Source organism: Phyllobacterium bourgognense (assembly GCF_003337575.1).
Taxonomy (GTDB): domain Bacteria; phylum Pseudomonadota; class Alphaproteobacteria; order Rhizobiales; family Rhizobiaceae; genus Phyllobacterium; species Phyllobacterium bourgognense.
Genome location: NZ_QPJM01000002.1, coordinates 399,911 through 422,396 on the forward strand (window position 1 = coordinate 399,911; position 22,486 = coordinate 422,396).

Annotated in this window: 20 protein-coding genes; 16 read left to right on the forward strand and 4 right to left on the reverse strand. The window is 54.0% G+C overall.

Annotated features, from left to right (window positions below):
• Positions 1–138 precede the first annotated feature (138 nt).
• From C7476_RS05600 to C7476_RS05610, 3 genes are all read left to right on the forward strand, one after another.
• On the forward strand, positions 139–618 hold the full coding sequence (locus C7476_RS05600) for a hypothetical protein (protein WP_114428899.1): 480 nt from the start codon (positions 139–141) through the stop codon (positions 616–618).
• Positions 619–804: 186 nt separating this feature from the next.
• On the forward strand, positions 805–3,429 hold the full coding sequence (gene mprF, locus C7476_RS05605) for a bifunctional lysylphosphatidylglycerol flippase/synthetase MprF (protein ID WP_114428900.1): 2,625 nt from the start codon (positions 805–807) through the stop codon (positions 3,427–3,429).
• A complete protein-coding gene (locus C7476_RS05610; protein WP_181872352.1) occupies positions 3,426–4,808 on the forward strand; it encodes a virulence factor family protein in 1,383 nt (460 codons plus the stop codon). The genes mprF and C7476_RS05610 overlap by 4 nt, the downstream gene beginning before the upstream one ends.
• Positions 4,809–4,952: 144 nt before the next feature.
• Here C7476_RS05610 and C7476_RS05615 read toward each other — a convergent pair whose 3' ends face one another.
• Entirely contained in the window at positions 4,953–5,702 is a 750-nt protein-coding gene (locus C7476_RS05615; RefSeq protein WP_114429042.1) for a DUF1868 domain-containing protein, read from the reverse strand.
• 259 nt (positions 5,703–5,961) lie between these two features.
• Here C7476_RS05615 and C7476_RS05620 point away from each other — a divergent pair, with 259 nt between their 5' ends.
• From C7476_RS05620 to C7476_RS05635, 4 genes are all read left to right on the forward strand, one after another.
• The gene (locus C7476_RS05620; protein ID WP_114428901.1) at positions 5,962–6,978 is read left to right on the forward strand and encodes an iron ABC transporter substrate-binding protein; all 1,017 of its coding nucleotides are present in this window, start codon (positions 5,962–5,964) and stop codon (positions 6,976–6,978) included.
• A gap of 206 nt (positions 6,979–7,184) precedes the next feature.
• Entirely contained in the window at positions 7,185–8,699 is a 1,515-nt protein-coding gene (locus C7476_RS05625) for an ABC transporter permease (protein ID WP_114429043.1), read from the forward strand.
• Positions 8,696–9,757: an ABC transporter ATP-binding protein gene (locus C7476_RS05630; RefSeq protein WP_114428902.1), complete on the forward strand. Its 1,062-nt coding sequence runs from the start codon at positions 8,696–8,698 to the stop codon at positions 9,755–9,757. The genes C7476_RS05625 and C7476_RS05630 overlap by 4 nt, the downstream gene beginning before the upstream one ends.
• A 23-nt stretch (positions 9,758–9,780) precedes the next feature.
• Positions 9,781–10,353 (forward strand): DUF1349 domain-containing protein, encoded by a 573-nt coding sequence (locus C7476_RS05635; protein WP_114428903.1) that lies wholly within the window; start codon positions 9,781–9,783, stop codon positions 10,351–10,353.
• On the opposite strand, the gene C7476_RS05640 is transcribed toward C7476_RS05635, so the two are convergent.
• Positions 10,350–11,054 carry a GntR family transcriptional regulator gene (locus C7476_RS05640; protein ID WP_181872353.1) on the reverse strand — a complete coding sequence of 235 codons (705 nt, stop codon included), beginning with the start codon at positions 11,052–11,054 and terminating at the stop codon, positions 10,350–10,352. The genes C7476_RS05635 and C7476_RS05640 overlap by 4 nt on opposite strands.
• A gap of 124 nt (positions 11,055–11,178) precedes the next feature.
• On the opposite strand from C7476_RS05640, the gene C7476_RS05645 reads away from it, so the two are divergent.
• From C7476_RS05645 to C7476_RS05660, 4 genes are all read left to right on the forward strand, one after another.
• Positions 11,179–12,735, forward strand: a complete 1,557-nt coding sequence (locus C7476_RS05645; RefSeq protein WP_114428905.1) for a sugar ABC transporter ATP-binding protein — start codon at positions 11,179–11,181, stop codon at positions 12,733–12,735.
• A gap of 20 nt (positions 12,736–12,755) precedes the next feature.
• Positions 12,756–14,054 carry an ABC transporter permease gene (locus tag C7476_RS05650; RefSeq protein ID WP_425373949.1) on the forward strand — a complete coding sequence of 433 codons (1,299 nt, stop codon included), beginning with the start codon at positions 12,756–12,758 and terminating at the stop codon, positions 14,052–14,054.
• Positions 14,055–14,124: 70 nt separating this feature from the next.
• Entirely contained in the window at positions 14,125–15,057 is a 933-nt protein-coding gene (locus C7476_RS05655; protein ID WP_245426167.1) for a substrate-binding domain-containing protein, read from the forward strand.
• A gap of 183 nt (positions 15,058–15,240) precedes the next feature.
• The gene (locus C7476_RS05660) at positions 15,241–15,633 is read left to right on the forward strand and encodes a hypothetical protein (protein ID WP_245426124.1); all 393 of its coding nucleotides are present in this window, start codon (positions 15,241–15,243) and stop codon (positions 15,631–15,633) included.
• A 638-nt stretch (positions 15,634–16,271) separates the two neighbouring features.
• Here the strand turns inward: C7476_RS05660 and C7476_RS05665 are convergent.
• A complete protein-coding gene (locus tag C7476_RS05665; protein WP_114428908.1) occupies positions 16,272–18,362 on the reverse strand; it encodes a catalase in 2,091 nt (696 codons plus the stop codon).
• A gap of 99 nt (positions 18,363–18,461) precedes the next feature.
• On the opposite strand from C7476_RS05665, the gene C7476_RS05670 reads away from it, so the two are divergent.
• The 5 genes from C7476_RS05670 to modC all read left to right on the forward strand — a co-directional run bounded on the left by C7476_RS05670 (position 18,462) and on the right by modC (position 21,965).
• Positions 18,462–18,902: a GFA family protein gene (locus C7476_RS05670; RefSeq protein ID WP_114428909.1), complete on the forward strand. Its 441-nt coding sequence runs from the start codon at positions 18,462–18,464 to the stop codon at positions 18,900–18,902.
• Positions 18,892–19,239 (forward strand): DUF982 domain-containing protein, encoded by a 348-nt coding sequence (locus C7476_RS05675; protein ID WP_181872355.1) that lies wholly within the window; start codon positions 18,892–18,894, stop codon positions 19,237–19,239. Before C7476_RS05670 ends, C7476_RS05675 begins: the two co-directional genes overlap by 11 nt.
• A gap of 103 nt (positions 19,240–19,342) precedes the next feature.
• Entirely contained in the window at positions 19,343–20,131 is a 789-nt protein-coding gene (gene modA, locus C7476_RS05680) for a molybdate ABC transporter substrate-binding protein (RefSeq protein WP_114428911.1), read from the forward strand.
• A 62-nt stretch (positions 20,132–20,193) separates the two neighbouring features.
• Entirely contained in the window at positions 20,194–20,895 is a 702-nt protein-coding gene (gene modB / locus C7476_RS05685; RefSeq protein ID WP_114429045.1) for a molybdate ABC transporter permease subunit, read from the forward strand.
• Positions 20,892–21,965 carry a molybdenum ABC transporter ATP-binding protein gene (gene modC / locus C7476_RS05690; RefSeq protein ID WP_114428912.1) on the forward strand — a complete coding sequence of 358 codons (1,074 nt, stop codon included), beginning with the start codon at positions 20,892–20,894 and terminating at the stop codon, positions 21,963–21,965. Before modB ends, modC begins: the two co-directional genes overlap by 4 nt.
• Here modC and C7476_RS05695 read toward each other — a convergent pair.
• A complete protein-coding gene (locus C7476_RS05695) occupies positions 21,937–22,350 on the reverse strand; it encodes a winged helix-turn-helix domain-containing protein (RefSeq protein WP_114429046.1) in 414 nt (137 codons plus the stop codon). The two genes, modC and C7476_RS05695, sit on opposite strands and share 29 nt — an antisense overlap.
• Positions 22,351–22,486: the final 136 nt, after the last annotated feature.

The following is a 22,486-nucleotide window of genomic DNA, read 5'->3' on the forward strand; positions in this document are numbered from 1 at the left end:
TTTCAACTTCAGTAGTAGTGTGTCGGCTAAGTATAAAAAGCTCAAAATTCTGTGAAAGACCTGAGTATTGTCTTTGCTGAAAAATGCTCTATTGAGGAACTTCCTTGGTCATAATTCTGTCACTTAAAGTCACGCTTCATGAACCACCGCATTCTTTTTGGCTCTTATCCCATCCCGCGTTTCGCGGGGATTGTCAGCCATAATTTTGTTGTCTGGACCGATGACACCGGCAGGCCACTCTACGAAATCAATGGCGGTGCCGCCCATGCGGATGGCAGTTTCAATTATTGCGCGCTTCGAGGGCCCCTGACTGCCGTTGTCACTGATTATGCTAAACGCGACCTCGTATATTGTCCTGAATTCTATGTACGGCCTACGTCGCGCACGATCGTCCTTATGGAAGGTAACGTTTCTTCCATTGCCGCGCGTTGGCGGACTGCAGTAGATGTTGCCGAGCGGATCCGGCTGTCCAAGCTGCGTTATTCCTTTCTTGTTCAGAACAGCAATTCTGTTGCAACAGCCATTGCCGAAGGCATGGGACTAAAACCACCATCAGCCGCCGTGGGTCGTGTCAAAGCACCTGGAAGCCATCGCCACCTGGTCCTGGATGCAGCTTAAGTCGAATCGACCCTATCACCAGTATTCAAATAACAGGTCAACGTGTTTAACCGGCGTTGATGCAGGTGTTGTTTAATTTGCCTTTTCTCGGCTCAATCCCGCCATTATTGCAGGGCTAATGACGCCGTCACAATTTCATGGTGAAATCAAAATTACTTTCATCCGTTTCTGGCTCCGGAACCCCTTATGACGTCCATACCTGGCAACGACAAGCAAACACGCAGGATCGAAGCCCGCGCGCAGTCAAGACTGCCGTGGGGCAAGAAGACGAAATCCGCATTGTTCGCGTTTTTCGGAATAGCAGTTGCCGTGATCGGCTTGTTGGTTCTCGATCATCTTTCTAGTGGCATTTCGATCCGTGATGTCAAGCAGTCCCTCCATGCCATACCCGGCAGCGTTCTGTTGACTGCGTTATTCTTTACATTTGTAAGTTTCGCAGCCGTTGCGCTCTATGATGTGGTTGCTGTCGAAACCATTGCACCGGGGCGGGTGCCCTATCACATATCAGCCATGGCGGGCGGTGCGGGATATGCAATCTCAAACGCTCTCGGGTTTTCCCTGCTTACCGGCGGCGCACTTCGCTATCGGGTCTATGCTGCCGAAGGGATAGATATTGCCGACATCGGCCGGATTATCGGTACTTCCTGGATGGCAATCTGGTTTGCGTTCACCATCCTGATTGCTGTCGCCCTCGTCATCGATCCCTCACGGATACCCTGGATATTTTCGTTCGGACCGGTTCTCGATCAACTAATCGGCATATTTGTTCTCCTTGCTGTGGCGCTCCTGTTGTACTGGCTTTCTCGCCGCGAGCGAACCCTCAACATCGGCCGGCTATCTGTCCGCTTGCCCTCGTCGCAGGGTGCCCTGCTGCAGATTTTGGCCGGTCTCGTGGATGTCGCCGCCGCCGCGGCGACGCTCTATGTGCTGCTTCCGGCAGGATCGGTGAACAGCATTCCAGCGTTTGCTCTCGTCTATGTGGTCGCTGTCGCTCTAGGTATCATCAGCCATGCACCCGGCGGCATTGGTGCGTTTGAAGCGACCATTGTTGCGGGTCTTGGGCTGGGGCAAAATCCCGACGCTATAGCGGCGCTGGTCGCGTATCGCGTCATCTACACGCTCATTCCGTTTCTGGCGGCGATAGCAGGTTTCGTCGTTTCTGAAGTCTTGCGCCGCCGCCATCTCATCGCCGGCCCAACCATTTCCGCTGTGCGAATGTTCGAGCCGCTCATCCCGCCGCTGTCGGCTGGCATCGCCTTTCTTGGCGGTATCGTTCTGCTTATTTCCGCGGTCATTCCCGATCTTCACCACCGGCTGGAAATGCTTGCCGACGTATTGCCCCTACCATTTCTGGAAATGTCCCATCTTGGCGCGAGCTTCGTCGGGTTGGCGTTGCTGATCGTCGCGCGGGGCCTCGCACGGCGTCTCTGGCGCGCCTGGTTCCTCGCGCTGATCCTCTTCAGCCTTGGGGCGATCTTCGCATTGAGCAAGGCCTTTGCCTGGGAAGAAGCGCTTATGCTTGCTTTGATGGCAGGCACGCTTCTGCTATTTCGCGATTCATTTTATCGCAAACCGCTGGGCGAGCATTTCAGCTTGTCCTGGGGCTGGCTGGCCAGCGTCGGCACAACGGCGTTTGCCATTCTCTGGCTCGGTCTTTTCGCCTATCGGCATGTCGAATATGCGAATGAACTGTGGTGGGAGTTTGCCTGGGATGCGCAGGCATCGCGTTTCCTTCGCGTTTCTGTACTCATCCTGACCGTTCTCGCGGCGATAACGATCAATACGATCATCAATGGCGTTGGCCGGAGCAAACTGCGCGCCCAGCCCATCCCGGAACAAGTGCCCGATCTCGTTGCTATGTCCCCGAGCGCTTCGGATGCGCTTGCTTTGCTTGGTGACAAGCGCTTCCTGATGGATCCCAAAGGCAAAGGCTTTGTCATGTATGCCCGTTCTGGCGGTAGTCTGGTTTCAATGGGTGAACCAGTGGGCAGCGATGATGTGATTGCCGATCTGGCCTGGGCTTTTCGAGGACTGGCAGATCGCACCGGTACTAGAACGGTATTCTACGGGGTAGGTCCGGAAAGACTGCCTCTGTTCCTGGATATGGGCCTGACCGCGCTGAAGCTTGGCGAAGTCGCACGCGTTGATCTCAGCGATTTCTCGCTTGAGGGCTCCAAGCGCCAGCCCCTGCGCTATGCCGCCCGGCGCTTGGAAAAGGAAGGGATCAGCTTCGAAATCCTTCCAAAGGGCCAAACCGCGGATATCATGGACGAACTTCGCGTCGTGTCCAATGCCTGGCTCGAAATGAAATCTGGTTCCGAAAAGCGTTTCTCGCTTGGTTCGTTCGAAAATGCCTACCTTTCACACTTCGACATTGCAGTCCTGCGCAAGGAGGGCGGCGCGATCGTGGCCTTTGCCAATGTGTGGCGCGGTGCAGGTAATCAGGAAATTGCCGTCGATCTGATGCGGCATGTGCCTGATGCATCCAGCGTCATTATGGATGGGTTGTTCGCCAATCTCCTGATGGCTGCGAAGGGCGAAGGCTACCTCTGGTTCAATCTTGGCGCTGCGCCCCTGTCAGGCCTTTCCGATAGCCATCTGGCCTCCCGGTGGAACCGTATCGGTTCATTTATCTACCGCCGCGGCGCTGAATTTTATCGGTTTGACGGACTGCGCGCTTTCAAGGATAAGTTCGGCCCGAAATGGACTCCCTATTATCTGATTTGCCCCCCGGGCCTCGCGACACCTCGTTCGCTGATCGATGCGACAAACCTGGTTAGCGGCAGCCCCTTCGAGGTCTTTAAACGATGAAATTCATTCGCAGGCCCTACCTCATCGCCATACTTGCACTTGTCCTCGTTAGCGTGGGTCTTTCTGCAGCGCTTCATTTTTTCCCTTGGTTTGGTTTCGGGTCTTCGGGCGGCCGAATTCTCATTTCGTCCGAGCGCCTTAACGACGTCCCGCTGTTGCGACCAGCTGGCAAGCCGACAGGCATTGCCATCCTGGTGTCGCAGAAGGGTGGTCTCGGTGCTGACGATGAAACCTTGACGAAACTGCTGCTGGATCGCGATTTTCTTGTGCTGACGGTTGATCTGGAGAAATGGCGCAAGGAACTCGATCAGGATACGGGCGATTGCACCTATTTTGTTTCCGATCTTGAAGGCATAGCAAAGGAAGCTCAGCGCCGGATTGCCGTCGATACCTATATGCATCCGGTGGTTATCGGTATCGGCGAGGGTGGTGTCATGGCTTATGCGTCGATGTCCGATGCTCCGGCAGCAACGCTTGCCGGTGCGGTTTCAGTCGATCCGTCAGTGGCGCTCAAAACGAAGCTTCCCTCATGCGAAGGTGCGGACTACGAAGCCGTTCCGGGAGAGGGGTTCAGCTACTCCTATGACGCCGATCTACCCAATCCGACGACGATTGTGCGGGAGAAGCCTGACACTGATCCCAAGGGTCCTCCGAGTGCCGGATTTTTTCTAGCGCAGGAAAAAATTGGTGCCACCAAAGCTGAGCGGTTTGTAATAGCGGCTGATGCAGCAGTCGATATTGCCAAGGAAGATGCTTCAGCGGAGGCCTTGCCCACCATCGACGTTCCTGCCGCTGATGGCCAGGCTAAATACCTCGCGGTATTCTTCTCCGGCGATGGCGGCTGGCGCGATATCGACAAATCTGTTGGCGACATCATTGCGAAAAAGAGTGTGCACGTTGTCGGCGTAGATTCGCTGCGCTATTTCTGGTCGCTGCGCAAACCGGAAGACATTGCCAAGGATATTGCAAGGATTGTCGCCAAAGCTGACCCCTCCGGCAAATTGCCCGTGGTTTTGCTCGGCTATTCCTTCGGCGCTAATACGATCCCGTTCTCTTGGCCCTTTCTGCCGAAGCAGTTGCAGGACCGTATCAGTCTCGTCGGCTTGATCGGCACGGAAGAGACCACACCGTTTCAGGTTTCTGTTGGTGCGTGGCTGGGCCTGGGTGGCGATAATGAGGTAGCGCCGGCAGTTGCGAAGCTGCCGCTGGACAAGGTCCTGTGCGTTTATGGTTCGGAAGAGGATGATACGGCGTGCACAGCTCCATCGCTTTCTGCAGTTCAGAAGATCGAACTTGCCGGCGACCATCACTATGATGAGAAATATGAGATGCTTGCTGGCAAGCTGATGGAAGCAGTTGCATCCCGGCAGCCAAAGTAACAATTTTAGTCGCGGCCCCGGGCTTCTCTAATCATTTAGATTTATATTTCCCTTGCCCCTTCAATTTCCCGATTCCCAATCATGATGGAGTTGTGGGGCTGCGGTGCCCGACAGTCGACGCAACCGGAACGGCGATGCGCATGCTTATTTCGCCATGCTCGACGCAGATGCTAGATGATGTCTGTTGCCCAGAACCAGCAGTTCTTCAAAGTGGTTCATGTCATTGAAGCTGCAAAAGGCGGGTGGACGAATTTCGATGATGGGCGCTGTTCTCTCAAGATAGAGGAGACACTCGTCCAGCAGCTTTTGCCAGACGGGGAGGCGCTCATCAGCCAACCAGTCAACGGGATAAGCGAAGGTGATATGAAAGAAATAGTTGTCGTGATCTGGATGGCGGTAGCCGAACGGAACGGCGAGTGCGTCACGCCATTTCTTTATGACAGTCTCGTCTTCGTAAGTAGCGCCGGTAACGGTCAGACTCACGGGAGTGACGTCAATCACCTTGATTTTGAATGATCCGAAGTCTCTGAATTGTGTGAGACGATCCAGGTACAGACGCGTCATCTCGTCGATGCCGGTGATGAGAGGAACATCCGCCGGCCAGAACGGCAGCGCGCGGCGATATTCGATGATGCCTTGAAACAGCGTCATATGCAGGCTGGAGACAGGTGTGAACGTGAGTTTGCCGGCGTCGGGCATCGACAGCAGGCGGTTTCGCACCTCAATGACAGCGCGCTCTGAGGCCGAACCGTCCACCAGATGACAGATCACAGTATTACCTGGTTCCGGCAGGAAGGTTCCCTGCACATTATAGCGCGTTCCCAAATGGCGGGGCGTGTCGAAATTGCTGTTGGCGGCGTATCGGGCGACGGACGGTTTGATGGATTGAGACATACAAATTCCATGGCATGCGTTTCGCATTGAGCGCGCGCGGGTTCGGTAGGTCGGGAGTCGGTGCGACGAGCACAGTGATCGCAATTTGCCCAATGTATTTGTCAGCGATATGAATGCAGTCAGATGCAGCAAAAATCGCTGGTACATGCCACTCGGCGGTCCTTCCCAATGCGATATAAGTTGACAGTTTTCATCATAAATGATTATCGGAAGCATGTGCAGCTGTTCCAGCCGCATGCTCATTAAAACGGAGGTCGCCATGAAATTCTCTCTAACCTTGGCCGGAGTTGTGGCTTTTGCCGCCGGTCTTGCCGGCTCAACAATGCTGGCAACGGCACAGAGTGAGTCGGAAGGCATTGTTGTCTACAACGCACAACACGAAAGCCTGACCGAAGCCTGGGCCGCCGGCTTCACCAAGGAAACGGGAATCAAGGTAACTTTGCGCAATGGTGGCGACATGGAATTCGCCAACCAGCTTGTCCAGGAAGGTGCTGCTTCACCTGCGGACGTGTACCTGACAGAAAATTCACCAGGAATGGCGCTCGTCGACAATGCAAATCTGTTCGAGCCGCTGAACGCCGATACGCTTGCTCAGGTGCCTGAGAAATATCGCCCGGCCAACGGTCATTGGGTCGGAGTTGCGGCTCGCTCCACCGTTTTTGTCTATGACAAGACCAAGCTGGCCGAGGACAAGCTCCCGAAGTCGTTGCTGGACCTTGCAGATCCAAGCTGGAAGGGCCGTTGGGCAGCATCGCCATCCGGCGCTGACTTCCAGGCTATCGTCGGTGCGCTTCTCCAGCTGAAGGGCGAAGAAGCGACCGCTGCTTGGCTGAAGGCAATGAAAGAAAACTTCACCCCCTACAAGGGCAACAGCACTGCTATGAAGGCCGTCAACGCCGGTCAGGTCGAGGGCGCAGTTATCTACCACTATTACTACTTTGGTGATCAGGCCAAGACCGGTGAAAATAGCAAGAACATCGCCACTCATTACTTCAAGAATGAAGATCCGGGTGCATTTGTCAGCGTCTCCGGCGGAGGCGTTTTGGCCTCGAGCAAGCATAAGGACGAGGCGCAGGCGTTCGTAAAGTGGGTTACCGGCAAAGGCGGGCAGGAGATTCTGCGCGATGGTACATCCTTCGAATACGCGGTAGGCGAAGGGGCGGCATCCAATCCCAAACTGGTTCCGCTTGCTGACCTGCAAGCCCCTAAAGTCGAGCCGTCGAAGCTAGATAGCAAAAAGGTCACCGATCTGATGACCGCTGCTGGTTTGCTCTAGCCGTAACACACCGGTCGAGCTAACAGTTCGCCAGCGACATCCACGGTGCTTCTATCGGGGATGTCGCTTAATTCCAGGCAGCCACAAGTCATATTGACTGACTGTAGCTGCAACAATGAAAGCAATTTACATTGCCGCCAAGCCAGTCACTTTACCAGCCAGGCGATCTTCTCCAAGCATCCAACCCGCTCATCCGGCGCCGGTGGATGTCGAACGCACCTATGGTTCTAGCGGCGGTGATTGTTTCCCTTGTCTCGCTGCTGCCTGTCGGATTTGTCATCTGGATCGGCATACAAACTGGCTGGGAAACCGCCTCGGCCCTGATTTTCCGGCCACGAGTGGGTGAACTTCTGATCAATACTGCGCTGCTGCTGGCCGTCACGATTCCGATTTCGATCATCCTTGCGGTCATGCTTGCATGGCTCACGGAGCGCACTGATCTGCGTGGAGCGCGCATCTGGTCCTGGTTCGCAGTAGCTCCACTTGCAGTGCCCGCTTTTGTGCAAAGCTATGCGTGGGTTAGCCTGATACCCGGCCTGCATGGGCTTTTCGGCGGCGTTCTGGTATCAGTTTTGGCATATTTTCCATTCTTGTATCTGCCGGTCTCCGCGCAGCTCCGCCGGCTGGATCCGGCAATCGAAGACGCTGCCGCTTCGCTGGGCAACGGCCCGTGGCGTGTCTTCTTTTTTGCCGTGTTACCCCAATTGCGTCTCGCTATTTGCGGGGGCTCACTGCTGATCGGGCTTCATCTTCTTGCCGAATATGGTCTCTACGTCATGATACGGTTCGATACGTTCACGACGGCGATTGTCGATCAGTTTCAATCGGCCTTTAATGGTCCGGCGGCCAATATGCTTGGTGGCGTGTTGGTCATTTGCTGCTTCGGCCTTTTGAGCCTTGAAGCACTTTTGCGCGGCAATGAACGCTATGCCCGGGTTGGTTCGGGTGCTCCACGCGACACGATGAAACAAAGATTGGGTTTGCTGGCGGTACCTGCCTTTCTGATTTGCCTGATCACAGCAGGACTGTCTCTCGGCGTTCCATTCGTTACTCTGGCCCGTTGGCTGTCTATTGGCGGCATGGACAGCTGGCGCTTGGACCTGATTGGTATGGCACTTGGTCAAACCATCATATTTGCAGTTGCAGGAGCACTCCTGACCACCATTATCACAGTGCCAATGGCTTGGCTTTCAGTTCGAGCGCCGGGCCGTTTTCAACGGATTATGGAGGCGTGCCACTACTATGTCGGATCTTTGCCGGGCGTCGTGGTGGCATTGGCACTGGTCACTGTAACTGTGCGCGTCGCGCTACCTCTTTATCAGACAGTATTTACCCTGCTACTCGCCTATGCCCTGCTGTTCCTTCCCAGGTCGCTCGTTGGATTGCGCGCCAGTATTGCGCAGGTACCGGTCGAGCTTGAGCAAGCAGCCATGGCGCTTGGACGGTCGCCTGCGCAGGCAGTCAGACAGATTACCATGCGCCTTGCTGCTCCCGGCGTTGCGGTCAGTATGGCACTGGTAGGCTTGGGAATAACCAACGAATTGACGGCGACGCTGATGCTGGCACCAAACGGCACCCGCACTCTTGCGATGCAGTTTTGGTCGCTCACCAGCGAAATAGACTATGTGGGTGCAGCACCCTATGCGCTCATGATGGTACTCTTGTCCCTGCCCATGACGCTTCTGCTTTATGCACAATCAAAACGATTTGGCGGACGATGACATTTTTAACGGTTACCGGCATTGGCAAGTGTTACGGGAGAGTAGTTGCTCTCGACGATATCACTCTCGCTGTGCCAGTGGGCAGCCGCACCGCAGTCGTTGGCTCCTCCGGGTCTGGCAAAACTACGCTACTGCGTTTGATCGCTGGATTCGAAGTACCCGATACGGGCCGGGTCGTGTTGGACGGAAGTGTTCTGGCGGACGGACCAGCTGTAGTTCCTGCACATCGTCGCAGTATCGGCACCGTTGCACAGCACGGCGCCTTGTTTCCGCATTTGACTGTCAGCGACAACATCGGGTTCGGGCTCGAACGAAATACTCCGCAACGCGACAAACGCATTCTGGCCCTGATGGATCTGGTCGAACTCACACCGGGCATGCGGGATAGACGTCCGCATCAATTGTCAGGAGGTCAGCAACAGCGTGTTGCACTCGCTCGCGCACTGGCTAGACAGCCGAAACTAATGCTATTCGATGAGCCGTTTTCTGCTCTTGATGCAGGTCTCCGCGAAGGTATCAGGACATCGGTGGCTGAGGTGCTGCGCACTCAGAAGATCACCGCCATATTGGTTACCCACGATCAAGCCGAAGCCCTCTCGTTTGCTGATCAGGTCGCCATTTTGCGGGAAGGCAAGCTTCTGCAAGTAGGTTCACCCGAAGATCTCTATATGAATCCCCGCGATCCGTATACGGCCGCCTTTTTGGGTGACGTCATCATCCTGGATGCCCATGTTAACGATGGCTGGGCCGTTTGCCCACTCGGCCGTATCGAAACCAGTTCATTTCACTCAGGTCCTGCGAAGATCATGCTCCGGCCCGAGCAGGTGGTTGTTTCTCCGGTCTCTGCTGACGCCAATGATGATACGGGTTTTTACGGGCATATCATCCGAACGGAATTTGGCGGTGCTGCGTGTTCCATCACCGTTTCACTGACCAGTAGTAGTCACGATACGCTGGATCAGCCTTCGCTGGTGATCAAGACGACAAGTATCAATTTGCCGGCGGTGGGAAGCCGTGTTCAGATAGTCGTGCTTGGTAAGGCACATGTCTTCGAATAAATATAAGTGCGAGGTCTGGATCCATGGGCAATTTATTCGGCTGGTTGAACGAACCGGCGGCCTTCAGCGGCGATGCCGACGAACTCCACTTCGCGACCAAGGAAAAGACCGACTTTTGGCAGCAGACGTTTTACGGTTTCGAGCGTGATAATGGCCATGCCTATTTGACGCGGGTGAGTGGTGATTTTACGGCCAGCGTTACGGTTTGCGGTGACTATCAACAGCTCTACGATCAAGCGGGGCTGATGCTGCGCATCGATTCGCACCACTGGATCAAGACGGGTATCGAATACACGGATGGGCTGATGCATTTTAGCGTCGTCGTCACCAACAGGACGTCGGATTGGTCCGTGATCCCTCTTCATGGCTCGAGTATCAAAGATCAGATAGGTGTGCGACTGACGCGTCACGGGGATGCAGTACGGGTGCAATTCTCGGTCAATGGCGCAGCATGGCGGCTCGCCCGTCTAGCACCGTTTTCGTCGGGTGACGCTTCGGTAGGTATCATGGCGTGCTCACCCGAACGAGGCGGTTTCGAGGCGACGTTTCGGGGTTTGACCGTCGGTTCCGCCGTTTCGCGCAATCTTCACGACTAGCTTCCGAACAGTTCCGGACGCTTATTTCTAAGATGCAAGAGCATTTTGCCCATCTGGGCTATATGTGCTTCCATCGTCTTGGCGGCCTTGTCGGGATCCTTGTCGGCGATGGCCGAGATGATTGCGTCATGCTCTGCCAAAGTCTCAATCATCCGAGTTTCGTAGTGGAGCAAGAGTCTCCTGACGCGATCGATCTGACTGCGTTCCTTTGAAGCGATCTCACGCAATCCCACTAGTCCTGCGGCATCGCAAATGAGATCATGTAGCGCTTCGTCGAGTTCGTAGAACTGTTCGAAATCCTGTTTGTCGGCGGCCTTGCGCTGACGTTCCAGATTCTGCCGAAAACGAGCGATGGTTTCAGGAGTTGCGCGTTCCGCAGCGCGGCGAATTGCGGCTGTCTCGAGCGCGACGCGGACGAATTGCGCCGTTTCGATCTTATCGAGCCATAGTCGTGCAACGAAGGTTCCTGTCTGTGGATAAATCTCAACAAGGCCTTCATCCGAAAGCCGGTTTATTGCGTCGCTTACCGGGGTGCGGGAAACGCCCAGCTGCGCTGCGACGAGCTCCTTGCGAATGGCTTCGCCCGGCGACAATTGCGACGAAATGATCGCCTGCCTCAGTATTGTGTAAACCTGGTCCTTGCGCGTGACCGAGACAACTTTTTGCTCCTTGAAGTTTCTGCTCGGAGAACGAAGCTGCAAGTTCAGACCCCCATTGTTGTTACCAAAAATCCGTTGAATGCTGGAAACTAAAATATTTGACTCTAATCCAATAACATCTAACATGTTACACACCAACTTGAAAGAATGTTTTGGGAGGAGCATTTTGGAGAGGCAGTCCCCAATCGTCTCGCTACGCGGGATCAGCAAGTCCTTTGCTCACGTTGTGGCTCTGCGCAGCATAGATATGGATGTGTATGCTGGTGAGATCCATGCCGTGATGGGCGAAAACGGTGCAGGCAAGTCAACCCTCGTCAAGGTTTTGAGCGGTGTTCATCGTCGAAGTAGCGGACAGATGACTGTTCGTGGACGCGAGGTCGATTTTGTGACGCCCAAGGAAGCCGAGCGCAACGGCATCGCGATCATCCACCAAGAACTCAATCTTATCCCAAGCCTCAGCGTTTCAGAGAATATCTTTCTGGGACGGGAACCGCTCAAAGCCGGGTTGTTTGTCGACTACAGCGAAATAGAAACCCGAAGTGCAGAAATTCTCGCCAGGTTCGGCATTGATATCGATCCACGGGCTGACGTCGAGAGTTTGCGCGTTGGAGAGCAGCAACTCGTGGAGATTGCACGCGCGCTTTCCCTGGATGCGGATGTGCTTGTGCTTGACGAGCCCACATCCGCCTTGTCGGAGGCGGAGGCACAGCGCCTCGCCAGCTTCATTCGCGGACTGGCGCGCCAAGGTGTGGCGATCGTCTATATCTCACATCGTATGAGTGAAGTTTTTGCGTTAGCTGACAAGATCACCGTGCTGCGGGACGGCAATTTTATTGCAACACGGCGCTCTGGCGATATCAGCGAGCGCGATGTGATCCGGATGATGGTTGGACGAGAGCTGAAAAAGCAGGAGAAGAAGGCACCAGTGTCCGGCAATCCGGTTGTCTTGTCCGTCAGAAATCTCGGCCTTCAGAGACCGAACTCGCGCGGCCGGATTCATGGTGTGGTCGATGACGTGAGTTTCGAGCTTCATGCCGGTGAAATACTGGGCATCGGCGGTCTGCTCGGCTCAGGCCGGACTGAAGTCTTGGAACTCATATTCGGTTCGGCAATTGGCAAGCGCTCAGGTTCGGTCCAGCGTTCTGGTACGAGTTCCGATGCTCAGTCGCTCACGCCCCGAGGGTCGGTGGCCAGGGGGGTCGCATTTCTCACAGAGGACCGCAAAGGTACGGGTCTTTTGATGCAGGCAGATATTCGATCGAACGCTGTTCTGCCTTCGCTGCCATGGATCGCGCCGCTCGGCTGGGTGACGCAATTTCAAGAGAACGTCGTTGCCAACCGAATGATCAAGGCTATGCGCGTTCGCTGCCAAGGTCCGGACCAACAGATTGATGAACTGAGTGGCGGAAACCAGCAAAAAATCGTTCTTGGCAAATGGCTCGAAACCAAGCCAAGCGTTGTCCTGCTTGATGAGCCGACGCGCGGGATCGATGTTGGGGCAAAAGACGAGATTTATGACCTTCTGAGAAAGCTTGCTCAATCAGGGGTGGCGATCGTCATGGTCAGTTCGGAACTACCGGAACTACTGGCGCTTTCAAACCGGATTCTTGTGATGCGCGAAGGCAGGGCGGCGGGGATCATCGAGAGCCAGGAGTTCTCGGAAGAACGGGTAATGGAGCTTGCGACGCCCTTGGGGAATGCGCTCACGGGAGAGGCTGCATGACGAATACAAGCGAGCAGATCATGCCATCATCAAATAGTACTGAACGATTGAAGAACGTTCTCAAGTCAACAAAGCTTTATTGGGGACTGGCATTGCTTTTTTTGGTGGGTGTTATTTCATCGCCCGTCTCATCAAAAGGTCACAACATCTTCTTATCGTTTGGAAATCTTTCCGATGTTTTCAGGCAGATCTCCGTTACGGGCATAACCGCGGTAGGGATGACGTTGGTTATCCTGATCGCGGGAATCGATCTTTCTGTTGGCTCAGTGCTGGCTTTGGGGTCTGTGGTCTGCGCCATGCTCTTGACCAATGAAGGCTGGTCCTCCGCTTATTTGCTTGGTGTCCCAGCGATATTCCTACTGGCGTTTTTAGTGGTGTTTGGCGTTCTCAGCTTCGGGATAAAGTTGCAGCGAAGGGCTGCGCTCGACGCAGGCACCAACCCGCCGGGCGTCTCAAAACCGCTGTTGGCCGTTGCCGCTGCTGCCGCTCTTGTTCTGGCATTTGCAGTGGCCTTGACCTCAGAAGGAAAGGCAGGAGTTCTCCTCGTTCTCCTAGTCGTGCCGGCAGTGGGTTTCATGCTTGGTACCATAAACGGATTGATCATTGTCGGTGGCAGGTTGCAACCCTTCATAGTCACGCTTGCCATGATGGTCGCCGGCCTCGGAATCGCACGATTAACTGCAGGACAGAACACTGCCGTCTGGCCCGTCTACACGGGAAGTAACGCCACCGAAAATTTCGAGGCTCTGCGCTCATTGATATTCGGGATAATCCCGGTCCCGGGTGTCATCTTCGCGGGCATAATCGTCCTTTTCTGGGTGATCCTGAAATTCACGAAATTTGGGCGTTATATATACGCAATTGGCGGAAACGAAGAAGCCGCCCGCTTGGCCGGCGTGCCTGTTTGGCGTGTAAAGATCACCGTCTATGCCATATCGGGCTACCTGGCTGCTCTAGCCGGTATTCTTTATGTTGCGCAGTATCGGCAGGGAAAGCCGGATGCCGGGACGGGCCTTGAGCTCGATGCCATCGCGGCTGTTGTCATTGGCGGTACGAGCCTGATGGGGGGGCGGGGGTCGATGATCGGCACATTGGTTGGCGTCCTCATATTTGGCTTCCTCAGCAATATCCTCCAACTCAACAACATCGACAGCAACACCCAACTCGTACTGAAAGGCGCGATCATTATCATTGCTGTTCTTCTGCAGGAGCGGCGCTCCAGCGGATGGTTGTTCTTTCTATCGCAATTGAGGGCGCGAGATGTGATCGACAAATCCGAGCCCAATCAAATCAAGAATCCGCAAGGACAGGGCGACTAACTCACAAGCAGTTAAACCCAAAGGGAGAGAGAAAATGAGCATTACCCGCAGACGATTTACAAAATGGGCCATGGCGACAGCCTTGATCGCGCCGCTCGCATTTAACGTGTCCGTCGCAGGTGCGAAGGATAAGTATGTGATCGGCTTCAGCCAGACGACGACCGTTGAGCCCTGGCGCGTCCAGTTCAACAAAGACCTCGAGGCTGAAGCCAAGAAACACGCCAATGTCGAGCTCCTCGTTGCGGACGGGCAGGACAAGACGGAAAAACAGGTCGCCGATGTTGAAAACTTCATTCGTCAGGAAGTTGATGCGATTTTGATTTCTCCGAAGGAGTCTGCAGGTCTGACAGGCGTTGTCGAGAAAGCCATGGATGCAGGGATTCCAGTTATAGTGCTGGACCGCAACGTCGATACAGAAAAGTATACCCAGTGGATCGGTGGCGATAATGTCGTCATCGGGGAAGCGGCGGGTAAGTATGCGGTCGAACTCCTTGGCGGCAAGGGCAAAGCCAAGGGTACAGTCGTCGAAATTTGGGGCGGGCTCGGCACTCAGGCCAGCCACGATCGCAGTAATGGCTTTCACAAGAACACCGACGCTGAGCCCGGGATCAAGTATCTTCTCGACAAACAGTCGGGCGACTGGAAGCAGGATCAAGCCTATAATATCATGGCGACTGCACTGCGCAATCATGAAGACATAACGCTCGTCTACGGTCACAATGATCCCATGGCTTATGGTGCCTACCTGGCCGCAAAGGACGCTGGCCGCGAGAAGAATATCCTCTTTATCGGCGTAGATGGACTACCGAACGAAGGTGTTCAATGGGTGAACAAAGGGGAGTTGGCCGCGACATTCCTTTACCCAACTCCCGGGGCCGAGGGCCTGCGTCAGGCCTTAAAAGTGCTCGCAGGCGAAAAGGTGGAAAAGAAAATCGTCCTGGATACGCAAGCCATCACCAAGGAAAACGCACCGGAGATACTGAAAGCCAACGGGCTGCAATAGTTAAAAGAATATGGCGGGCCGTGCTCAATGTGCGGCCTGTCAGTATTTACCCTAACCTTCATTTTTATGCCGAATTCTGTTTTATCACAGCAATATAGTGGTAAAATGTATTTGTTGATCACGATCATGTTCCGTGTTGCAACTGATTCTGATCTTGTGGCATTGAAGGGCAGGAGTAACGAAATGAACGTTTTCAAACCTCTCGCAGTCACAAGCGCACTTATGATCTGTCTTTCTACTCAGTCTAAAGCAGAGCCGCTGAAGACAATGGACGATGTAGGGCGCGCTATCGACACGTGCTGGCAAGCACCATCCGACGCCAAAGGTTCCGTAACCTTGAGCTTCAGCTTCAAACGGGATGGAACGCTGATAGGCAAGCCGCGGCCAACGAGCATAGCTATCGACGGAGATGACAAGGTCCGCCAGCAATTCATTGCATCGGCGATCGATGCGCTCAACAGTTGTACGCCACTGACTTTCTCGTCAGGACTGGCTGCAGGAATCGCAGGACAAGTATTCACTATGCCGTTCACTGCGCCAAAAGATTCGTCTGGTCCGATGGTCACTACGCAGTGATGTTCATCTGCCGGGTGTAGATTGCATGCCGGCGTTTTCTGGTACCTTAGATCAGGGGGCGTCGCTTACCAATCCGGCCTTTGGAGTATGCCCGGCCTTAGCCGTATCCATGAAACTTGTACCCACGAGCCAGCATGCCCCGAGAACCAAGACAAAGAGAATTGCAAGGATCAGAAAATCCCGAGGTTCAAGCTGCCTGTGGTGAGTTCCACGCATTTGATTGCCATCGCGTTGACTGTGCTGGCCAAACCCTAGGTAGATTGACTTAAATTCGTGTTAAAATTGCATGAAGTATATCCGTTGCTATAAAGGGTTGTAGAAACGACTTCTGGCATCAGCGGGAAACCTCTCGTTTTGGAAACAGCCTTAGTCCTTGGGTTTGGCTAACGGGTGAAGCCAATCAGCGATCGGACGCCAACATCCGCAGATAAGCTATTGGTGATGCGGTCGGCATCTGATCAAAATCTGATCGAGCCTCGCGGTCATCGTCGGCTTGTTGAATAACGGGCAAGCAGGCGTGATGGTCGTTCGACGTAGCTTGAGACTTCTCCAGCACCTTGGAATCTCTTCACCTAGCGCTGAATCGGGTCAGCTAGGCTCTGCGATCATATACCGTTCGTCCATGCATCAACTTGGCATCAGGCCAAGAGCCGTAGTTTCGGTTCGCGTTGCCAGTAACGTTTTTTCGCTATTTCGACAAAGCTTTGATCCAGTGGAACTACGCCGTCGTCTGCCTCAATTCCTGCCTTTTCGAGCAAAGGTTGAGCCGCAGCGGTGTAGCCTATGGCCTTCAGATGTCCAAACGCATCCATGAGCCACTGTATGGCAGCACCTTCCTTTATCAGGTGTTTGGCTCCGTCTTCCGAAAGCAAGACAACAACTGCGTCGAATAATTGCGAGGGCGATCCGAGCAGCTGACCCTCGGCTTTCATTTGTTTTCCATCGGAAAGTTTTGCTCCACCTATCTTTGGAGCGACCACGAAAGATTGCCCACCTGCATCCTTGATTGCTTCTTGCAGAGTTTTAAGTGCAGCCGCATCGCTTCCATCCGCGATGAGAATTCCGACCTTCCGCCCTTGCAGCGTATCCATCATATTCGCATGAATGCTGAGGGCCGGAGAGGACTCCATATCGACTGGCTCGCGTGCCGCCGGGTTCTTCTCCGGCAAGATGATCGCAAGACCATCCGCCACTCGTCTGGCTAGGTCTTCGTCTACATTGCGCAGATTGGCCACCATTCTGGGGGGCACCTGCTTCAGTCCAACCTTGGAAAGCTCGAATACGAACGAAGAGGCGATATGTGCTTGCTCTGATGGTTGTTGCGAACGCCAAAACAGCCGGGCTTGGCTGTAGTGATCGGCAAAGAGTTCGGCGCGGACGCGCAGCTTATTCCCTTTTTCTCCTTGGCTCGTACCACCTTCAAAAGTTCCAAACCCCGTCACTGGGCATTCCCGTGGTCCGCCCGCTTCGCCGTCGGATGACAGACTATTGGGTTCGTAATTGGCACGACCCTTTGGTACGCTCATTTGCATTTGACCATCACGCTGAAAGTTCATGACTGGACACTTCGGTGCGTTGATGGGCAGTTGGTGAAAATTTGCCGTTCCAAGACGTGACTTTTGCGTATCGAGATAACTGAAGAGGCGCCCCTGCAAGAGGGGATCGTTGGTGAAATCTATTCCCGGCACAATATTGGCGGGGCAATAGGCAACCTGTTCGGTTTCCGCGAAGAAATTATCGGGATTCCGGTCGAGAACCATGCGTCCAACCATCCGAAGAGGAAGGACTTCCTCTGGGATTATCTTCGTCGCGTCGAGTACATCGTAGGGTTGAGCGTCAGCAAATTCCTGATCGAACAATTGCAATCCGAGTTCCCATTCCGGAAAGTTTCCCGAACTGATCGCTTCCCAGAGGTCGCGGCGGTGAAAATCGTTGTCCGCTGCCTGAAGCTTTAATGCTTCGTCCCACAGAGTTGACTGAATGCCGAGTTTAGGCCGCCAGTGGAATTTGACGAAGGTAGATTTGCCATCGGTATCGACAAGTCTGAAGGTGTGAACACCGAAACCTTGCATCATCCGTACCGACCGGGGCAAAGTGCGGTCTGACATAGCCCACATCAGCATGTGTGTGGTCTCGGGCATTAATGAAGCCCAGTCCCAGAAAGTATCGTGTGCGCTTGCGGCTTGAGGAAAGGCGCGGTCCGCCTCCATTTTCACGGCATGAACGAGATCGGGAAACTTCATAGCATCCTGAATGAAGAAGACGGGAATGTTGTTACCGACGAGATCCCAGTTGCCTTCCTTCGTATAGAATTTCACGGCAAAGCCACGGACATCTCTTGGGGTATCAACCGATCCGGCACCGCCAGCTACGGTCGAGAATCGCGTAAATACGGGTGTCCTTTCACCCGCACGCTGAAATAGATCGGCTTTGGTGATGTCGGAAAGCGAATCATAGAGTTCGAAGTAGCCATGGGCAGCCGATCCACGGGCATGAACGATTCGTTCAGGAATGCGTTCATGGTCGAAATGGAAGATCTTTTCGCGAAGGACGAAATCCTCAAGCAATGTCGGGCCACGTTCGCCTGCCCTCAAACTATTCTGATTGTCGGTGATGCGGATGCCCTGATTAGTGGTGAGATGGTTGACACCATCATGCGGTCCCTTTTCAGACACATGCTGGTGTGTTTCGCCGCCGTTGCCTCGGTCGGTGTCGAATGTCGTCGTCATGGTATCGCCCTCGCTATTGGTAGATGGAATCTAACGAGGGCTATGGAAGAAGGTTCCAGTTAGAGCTGCGCTAAACAACGGCGAATGGAGGAGTGCGAAATGGCAGCCAGGCTTGAAACGTGTGCGTGTTTTTGCGGTGCAGTTGTTGCGGAGGTCGAGGGCGATCCGTTCTGGATTTGTTATGACCATGATGATGACTGTCGCCGCGCCATTGGAGGCCCACTAACCATTTGGGTCGGCTATCGACCCGACCAATTCCAGCTAAAGCGCGGGAAGCCGAAGACATTCTCGAAAACGCCTGGCGTCACTCGCAGCTTTTGTGCGGACTGTGGCACGTCGATCAGCTATTTGGACGCGGGCATCGTTGATGAACTCTACTTGACGATCGGCTTTTTCGATCACCCGGAGCGATTTCCGCCCGAGGCGCAAACATATTGGCGGCTAAGGCTGCCCTGGGTCGAATTTGCCGACGAACTTCCGCGCATCGATGAATATTCACGGCCGCGAAATGCGAAGTTTGGCAATCCGCGTGATCGGTGAATCCGACTTTACCAAGCTCTGCCTGCCCCTTCATTTCGGCCACGAGCACGTTGGAACTCAAATTGAACGATCGCGTTCAATCAATATGACAAGAATGGCTTTTGAACACGTCACCATTACAGATCGAATGCGCCTCATAAGACGTGTGTCTTGCGTTGAATCGGCTGCTGAAGTTCTTGCAAAATACTGGCCTAAAAACTGTGGTGAAAAATATGCTACAGCGCAGCAAGCATGTCTCGAAGCCGGGGCTGGCCGATTGCATCCCGACGAAGTCAGGCGCGCCTTTATTGATGCAGCCAAGGAGGCATCAATTTACGTCAATGAGCGGTCGCGCTAACAAACTACCTCCATTCAATATATTCCTGAAAATATAACACTAGCTATCCCCCAGCCACCGATATATTTAGGTGAATATTTCGCACGCCTATCGGAGGTTGAATATGCGCATTCGTCGTCGTCACTGGATAATGACTGTTGCCGCACTACTGGCGGTGTGGCTTGGCCCATTGCTAGCAGTTCCGACTCTAGCCGCAGAAAAGGTGACCGTTTTCGCAGCGGCTAGCCTCAAGAACGCACTCGATGACATAACAGCCGCGTGGCAGAAGCAGTCTGGCAAGGAAGCTACAGTCTCCTATGCTGCCAGTTCGGCTCTGGCAAAGCAGATCGAGTCTGGCGCGCCGGCCGATATCTTCATCTCGGCTGATCTTGACTGGATGGACTATGTTGCAAAGAAAAACCTGATCAAAGCATATACCCGCAAAAATCTCTTGGGAAATCGCATCGTTCTGGTGGCATCGAAAGACAAGGCAGAGCCCGTCGAAATTAAAAAGGGTTTTGACCTCGCCAAACTTTTGGGCGAGGGCCGTCTCGCCATGGGTGCTGTGGATTCGGTTCCGGCAGGCAAGTATGGTAAGGCCGCTCTTGAATACCTGGGTGTTTGGTCGTCAGTGGAGGACAAGGTCGCGGGCGCGGAGAGCGTGCGCGCTGCATTGTTGCTGGTATCGCGTGGTGAGGCGCCCTATGGCATCGTCTATCAGACGGATGCTACCGCTGACAAAGAAGTCAAGATCGTAGGAACGTTCCCCGAGGACAGCCATCCTCCAATCATTTATCCGACCGCAATTCTGAGCGACAGCAAGAATGCCGATGCGGTGTCGCTGTTTGATTACATCAAGTCAGAAAAAGCTGTGCCATTCTTCGAAAAGCAGGGATTTACCGTACTCAGGTGAACCCGCTTCCGCGTCTGGTGCTGCGGGAGACTTACTACACACATGATGCGGGGCTGACATTCGTGGATTGGTTCTCACTGAGCGATGAAGAATGGACTGCGGTCCATCTTAGCCTTCGAATCGCGTTCGTCGCGATGCTTACAAGTCTGCCTCTCGGCGTTCTCGTTGGTCTGTTGCTGGCACGAGGCAAGTTCTGGGGCAAATCCATCCTCAATGGCCTCGTCCATCTTCCTTTGATTCTTCCTCCCGTTGTCACCGGCTTTATTCTTCTCATACTCTTTGGTCGACGTGGCCCGATCGGAGCGTTTCTGGCCGAACATTTCGATATCGTTCTATCGTTCCGCTGGACCGGCGCCGCACTGGCCTGCGGGGTGATGGGATTCCCATTGATGGTTCGCAGCATCCGCCTATCCATAGAAGCGGTAGACCGAAGTCTCGAAGATGCCGCGGGCACGCTTGGTGCAAGTCCGCTATGGGTATTCGCGACGGTCACTTTGCCGCTCATCCTGCCAGGCATCATCGCCGGCATGATTCTTTCGTTTGCCAAGGCAATGGGCGAATTTGGTGCGACGATAACTTTCGTTTCCAATATCCCAGGGGAAACGCAGACGCTTTCGGCTGCAATCTACACTTTCACACAGGTGCCGGGCGGTGACGCAGGTGCCTTCCGCCTGACCATCATATCAGTCATCATCTCCATGGCCGCTTTGATGGCTTCCGAATTCATGGGCTACCTTGTCGGACGCAGGGTTGACATCGAATGACCCTGACTTTTGAAGCAAAACATACGCTTGGAAAATTCGTACTTGACGCCGCCTTCACGTCCGACCGCGGCGTCACGGCGTTGTTTGGACGTTCAGGTTCGGGAAAAACATCGATCATCCGCATTATCGCGGGCCTTTCACGGCCGGACCAGGGCAGGGTCGTTTTTGACGGCGACGTTCTGGTTGATACGAAGAAGAGAATATTCGTTCCCAAGCACAAGCGCTGTTTCGGATATGTATTTCAGGAGGGTCGGCTTTTTCCCCACCTGACAGTTCAGCAGAATCTCAACTACGGCCGCTGGTTTACTCCGACATCACGACGCTCGGACGATTTGTCGAAGATTGTCGACCTTCTTGGTATAGGCGCTATTTTGGACCGGCGTCCGGGCAAACTGTCAGGCGGAGAAAAGCAGCGTGTCGCGATCGGCCGTGCCTTGTTGTCGTCGCCACGCATGCTCCTTATGGACGAACCGCTAGCGGCGCTCGATGATACAAGGAAGATCGAAATCCTTCCCTATCTTGAAGCTCTACGCGATGAAATGAATATCCCGATCATTTATGTGAGCCACTCGGTGTCAGAAGTGGCACGTCTTGCCGATCGTGTCATTGTTATGAGCGAAGGCAAGGTGGCAATGGCCAGCACCGCAGCTGATGTCTTGAGCCAAACCTCAATTTCAATCGCGACCGATCGCCGCGAAGCAGGTTCATTGGTGGAGGGGAAGGTCGTGAATTACGATCCAAAGCACAAGCTGACGACCATCGGGTTCCAAACATCCAAAATTTATGTTTCAGGAACGGAGGTTGCGGTAGGAAAGGGCGTTCGCGTTCAAATCCTTGCCAAGGATGTGATGCTTTCGACGATTCGACCTGAACAGTTAAGTGCGCTCAATATTCTCGAAGGGACCGTAAGCGCGATCACCTTCGAATCGGGCATAGTCGATGTTCAAGTTGATTGCGAGGGAACGATAATCCTGGCACGCATTACTGAGTTATCCTGCGGAAGGCTTGGTCTGCGGCCGGGCGTGCTGGTCTTTGCGATTATCAAGACCGTCGCGTTGGAGCCTTACTGATATCAGCCTCGGATGCCGAGGATGTGCTTTTGCTGCGATTGGCATCAAGCCAGGCAATATCTGACGCAACTGCAGTTTCGATTTTCTCTTCCATTGTACGAAAGCGGCTGAGCAATTTCTCGCCGAATTCGGTCACCGCGGCGCCGCCGCCTTGTTTGCCACCGCGCTGAGAGTCCACGACCGGTTGGGAGAACATGGCGTTCATTGCACTGACCAGGAGCCAGGCGCGACGGTACGACATATCCATGGCGCGACCAGCGGCTGAAATAGAGCCCGTTTCACGAATATGCTCGAGCAACTGCATCTTTCCACGACCGATTTTCTCATTGTCCGGAAAATCGATACGCAAAACTGTTTTCAAATTTTTACTTGAAGATGGACCCATCGTCGTGACCGCACCGTTGGACTGTCGCATTTATCTATAGCAATGCGCAGAAAGATGTACACGAGGATCTGATGCTTAAACCAAACTGAGCGATATCGAACTCTCGATATCGCTCAGTGATTTGGCGAGCCCCTAT

Excerpts from the sequence above, each read along its gene's own strand:
- C7476_RS05600 (WP_114428899.1), top strand. The coding sequence starts at position 139 with ATGAACCACCGCATTCTTTTTGGCTCTTATCCCATCCCGCGTTTCGCG.
- mprF (WP_114428900.1), top strand. The coding sequence starts at position 805 with ATGACGTCCATACCTGGCAACGACAAGCAAACACGCAGGATCGAAGCC.
- C7476_RS05610 (WP_181872352.1), top strand. The coding sequence starts at position 3,426 with ATGAAATTCATTCGCAGGCCCTACCTCATCGCCATACTTGCACTTGTC.
- C7476_RS05615 (WP_114429042.1), bottom strand. The coding sequence starts at position 5,702 with ATGTCTCAATCCATCAAACCGTCCGTCGCCCGATACGCCGCCAACAGC.
- C7476_RS05620 (WP_114428901.1), top strand. The coding sequence starts at position 5,962 with ATGAAATTCTCTCTAACCTTGGCCGGAGTTGTGGCTTTTGCCGCCGGT.
- C7476_RS05625 (WP_114429043.1), top strand. The coding sequence starts at position 7,185 with ATGTCGAACGCACCTATGGTTCTAGCGGCGGTGATTGTTTCCCTTGTC.
- C7476_RS05630 (WP_114428902.1), top strand. The coding sequence starts at position 8,696 with ATGACATTTTTAACGGTTACCGGCATTGGCAAGTGTTACGGGAGAGTA.
- C7476_RS05635 (WP_114428903.1), top strand. The coding sequence starts at position 9,781 with ATGGGCAATTTATTCGGCTGGTTGAACGAACCGGCGGCCTTCAGCGGC.
- C7476_RS05650 (WP_425373949.1), top strand. The coding sequence starts at position 12,756 with ATGCCATCATCAAATAGTACTGAACGATTGAAGAACGTTCTCAAGTCA.
- C7476_RS05655 (WP_245426167.1), top strand. The coding sequence starts at position 14,125 with ATGGCGACAGCCTTGATCGCGCCGCTCGCATTTAACGTGTCCGTCGCA.
- C7476_RS05660 (WP_245426124.1), top strand. The coding sequence starts at position 15,241 with ATGAACGTTTTCAAACCTCTCGCAGTCACAAGCGCACTTATGATCTGT.
- C7476_RS05665 (WP_114428908.1), bottom strand. The coding sequence starts at position 18,362 with ATGACGACGACATTCGACACCGACCGAGGCAACGGCGGCGAAACACAC.
- C7476_RS05670 (WP_114428909.1), top strand. The coding sequence starts at position 18,462 with ATGGCAGCCAGGCTTGAAACGTGTGCGTGTTTTTGCGGTGCAGTTGTT.
- modA (WP_114428911.1), top strand. The coding sequence starts at position 19,343 with ATGCGCATTCGTCGTCGTCACTGGATAATGACTGTTGCCGCACTACTG.
- modC (WP_114428912.1), top strand. The coding sequence starts at position 20,892 with ATGACCCTGACTTTTGAAGCAAAACATACGCTTGGAAAATTCGTACTT.
- C7476_RS05695 (WP_114429046.1), bottom strand. The coding sequence starts at position 22,350 with ATGGGTCCATCTTCAAGTAAAAATTTGAAAACAGTTTTGCGTATCGAT.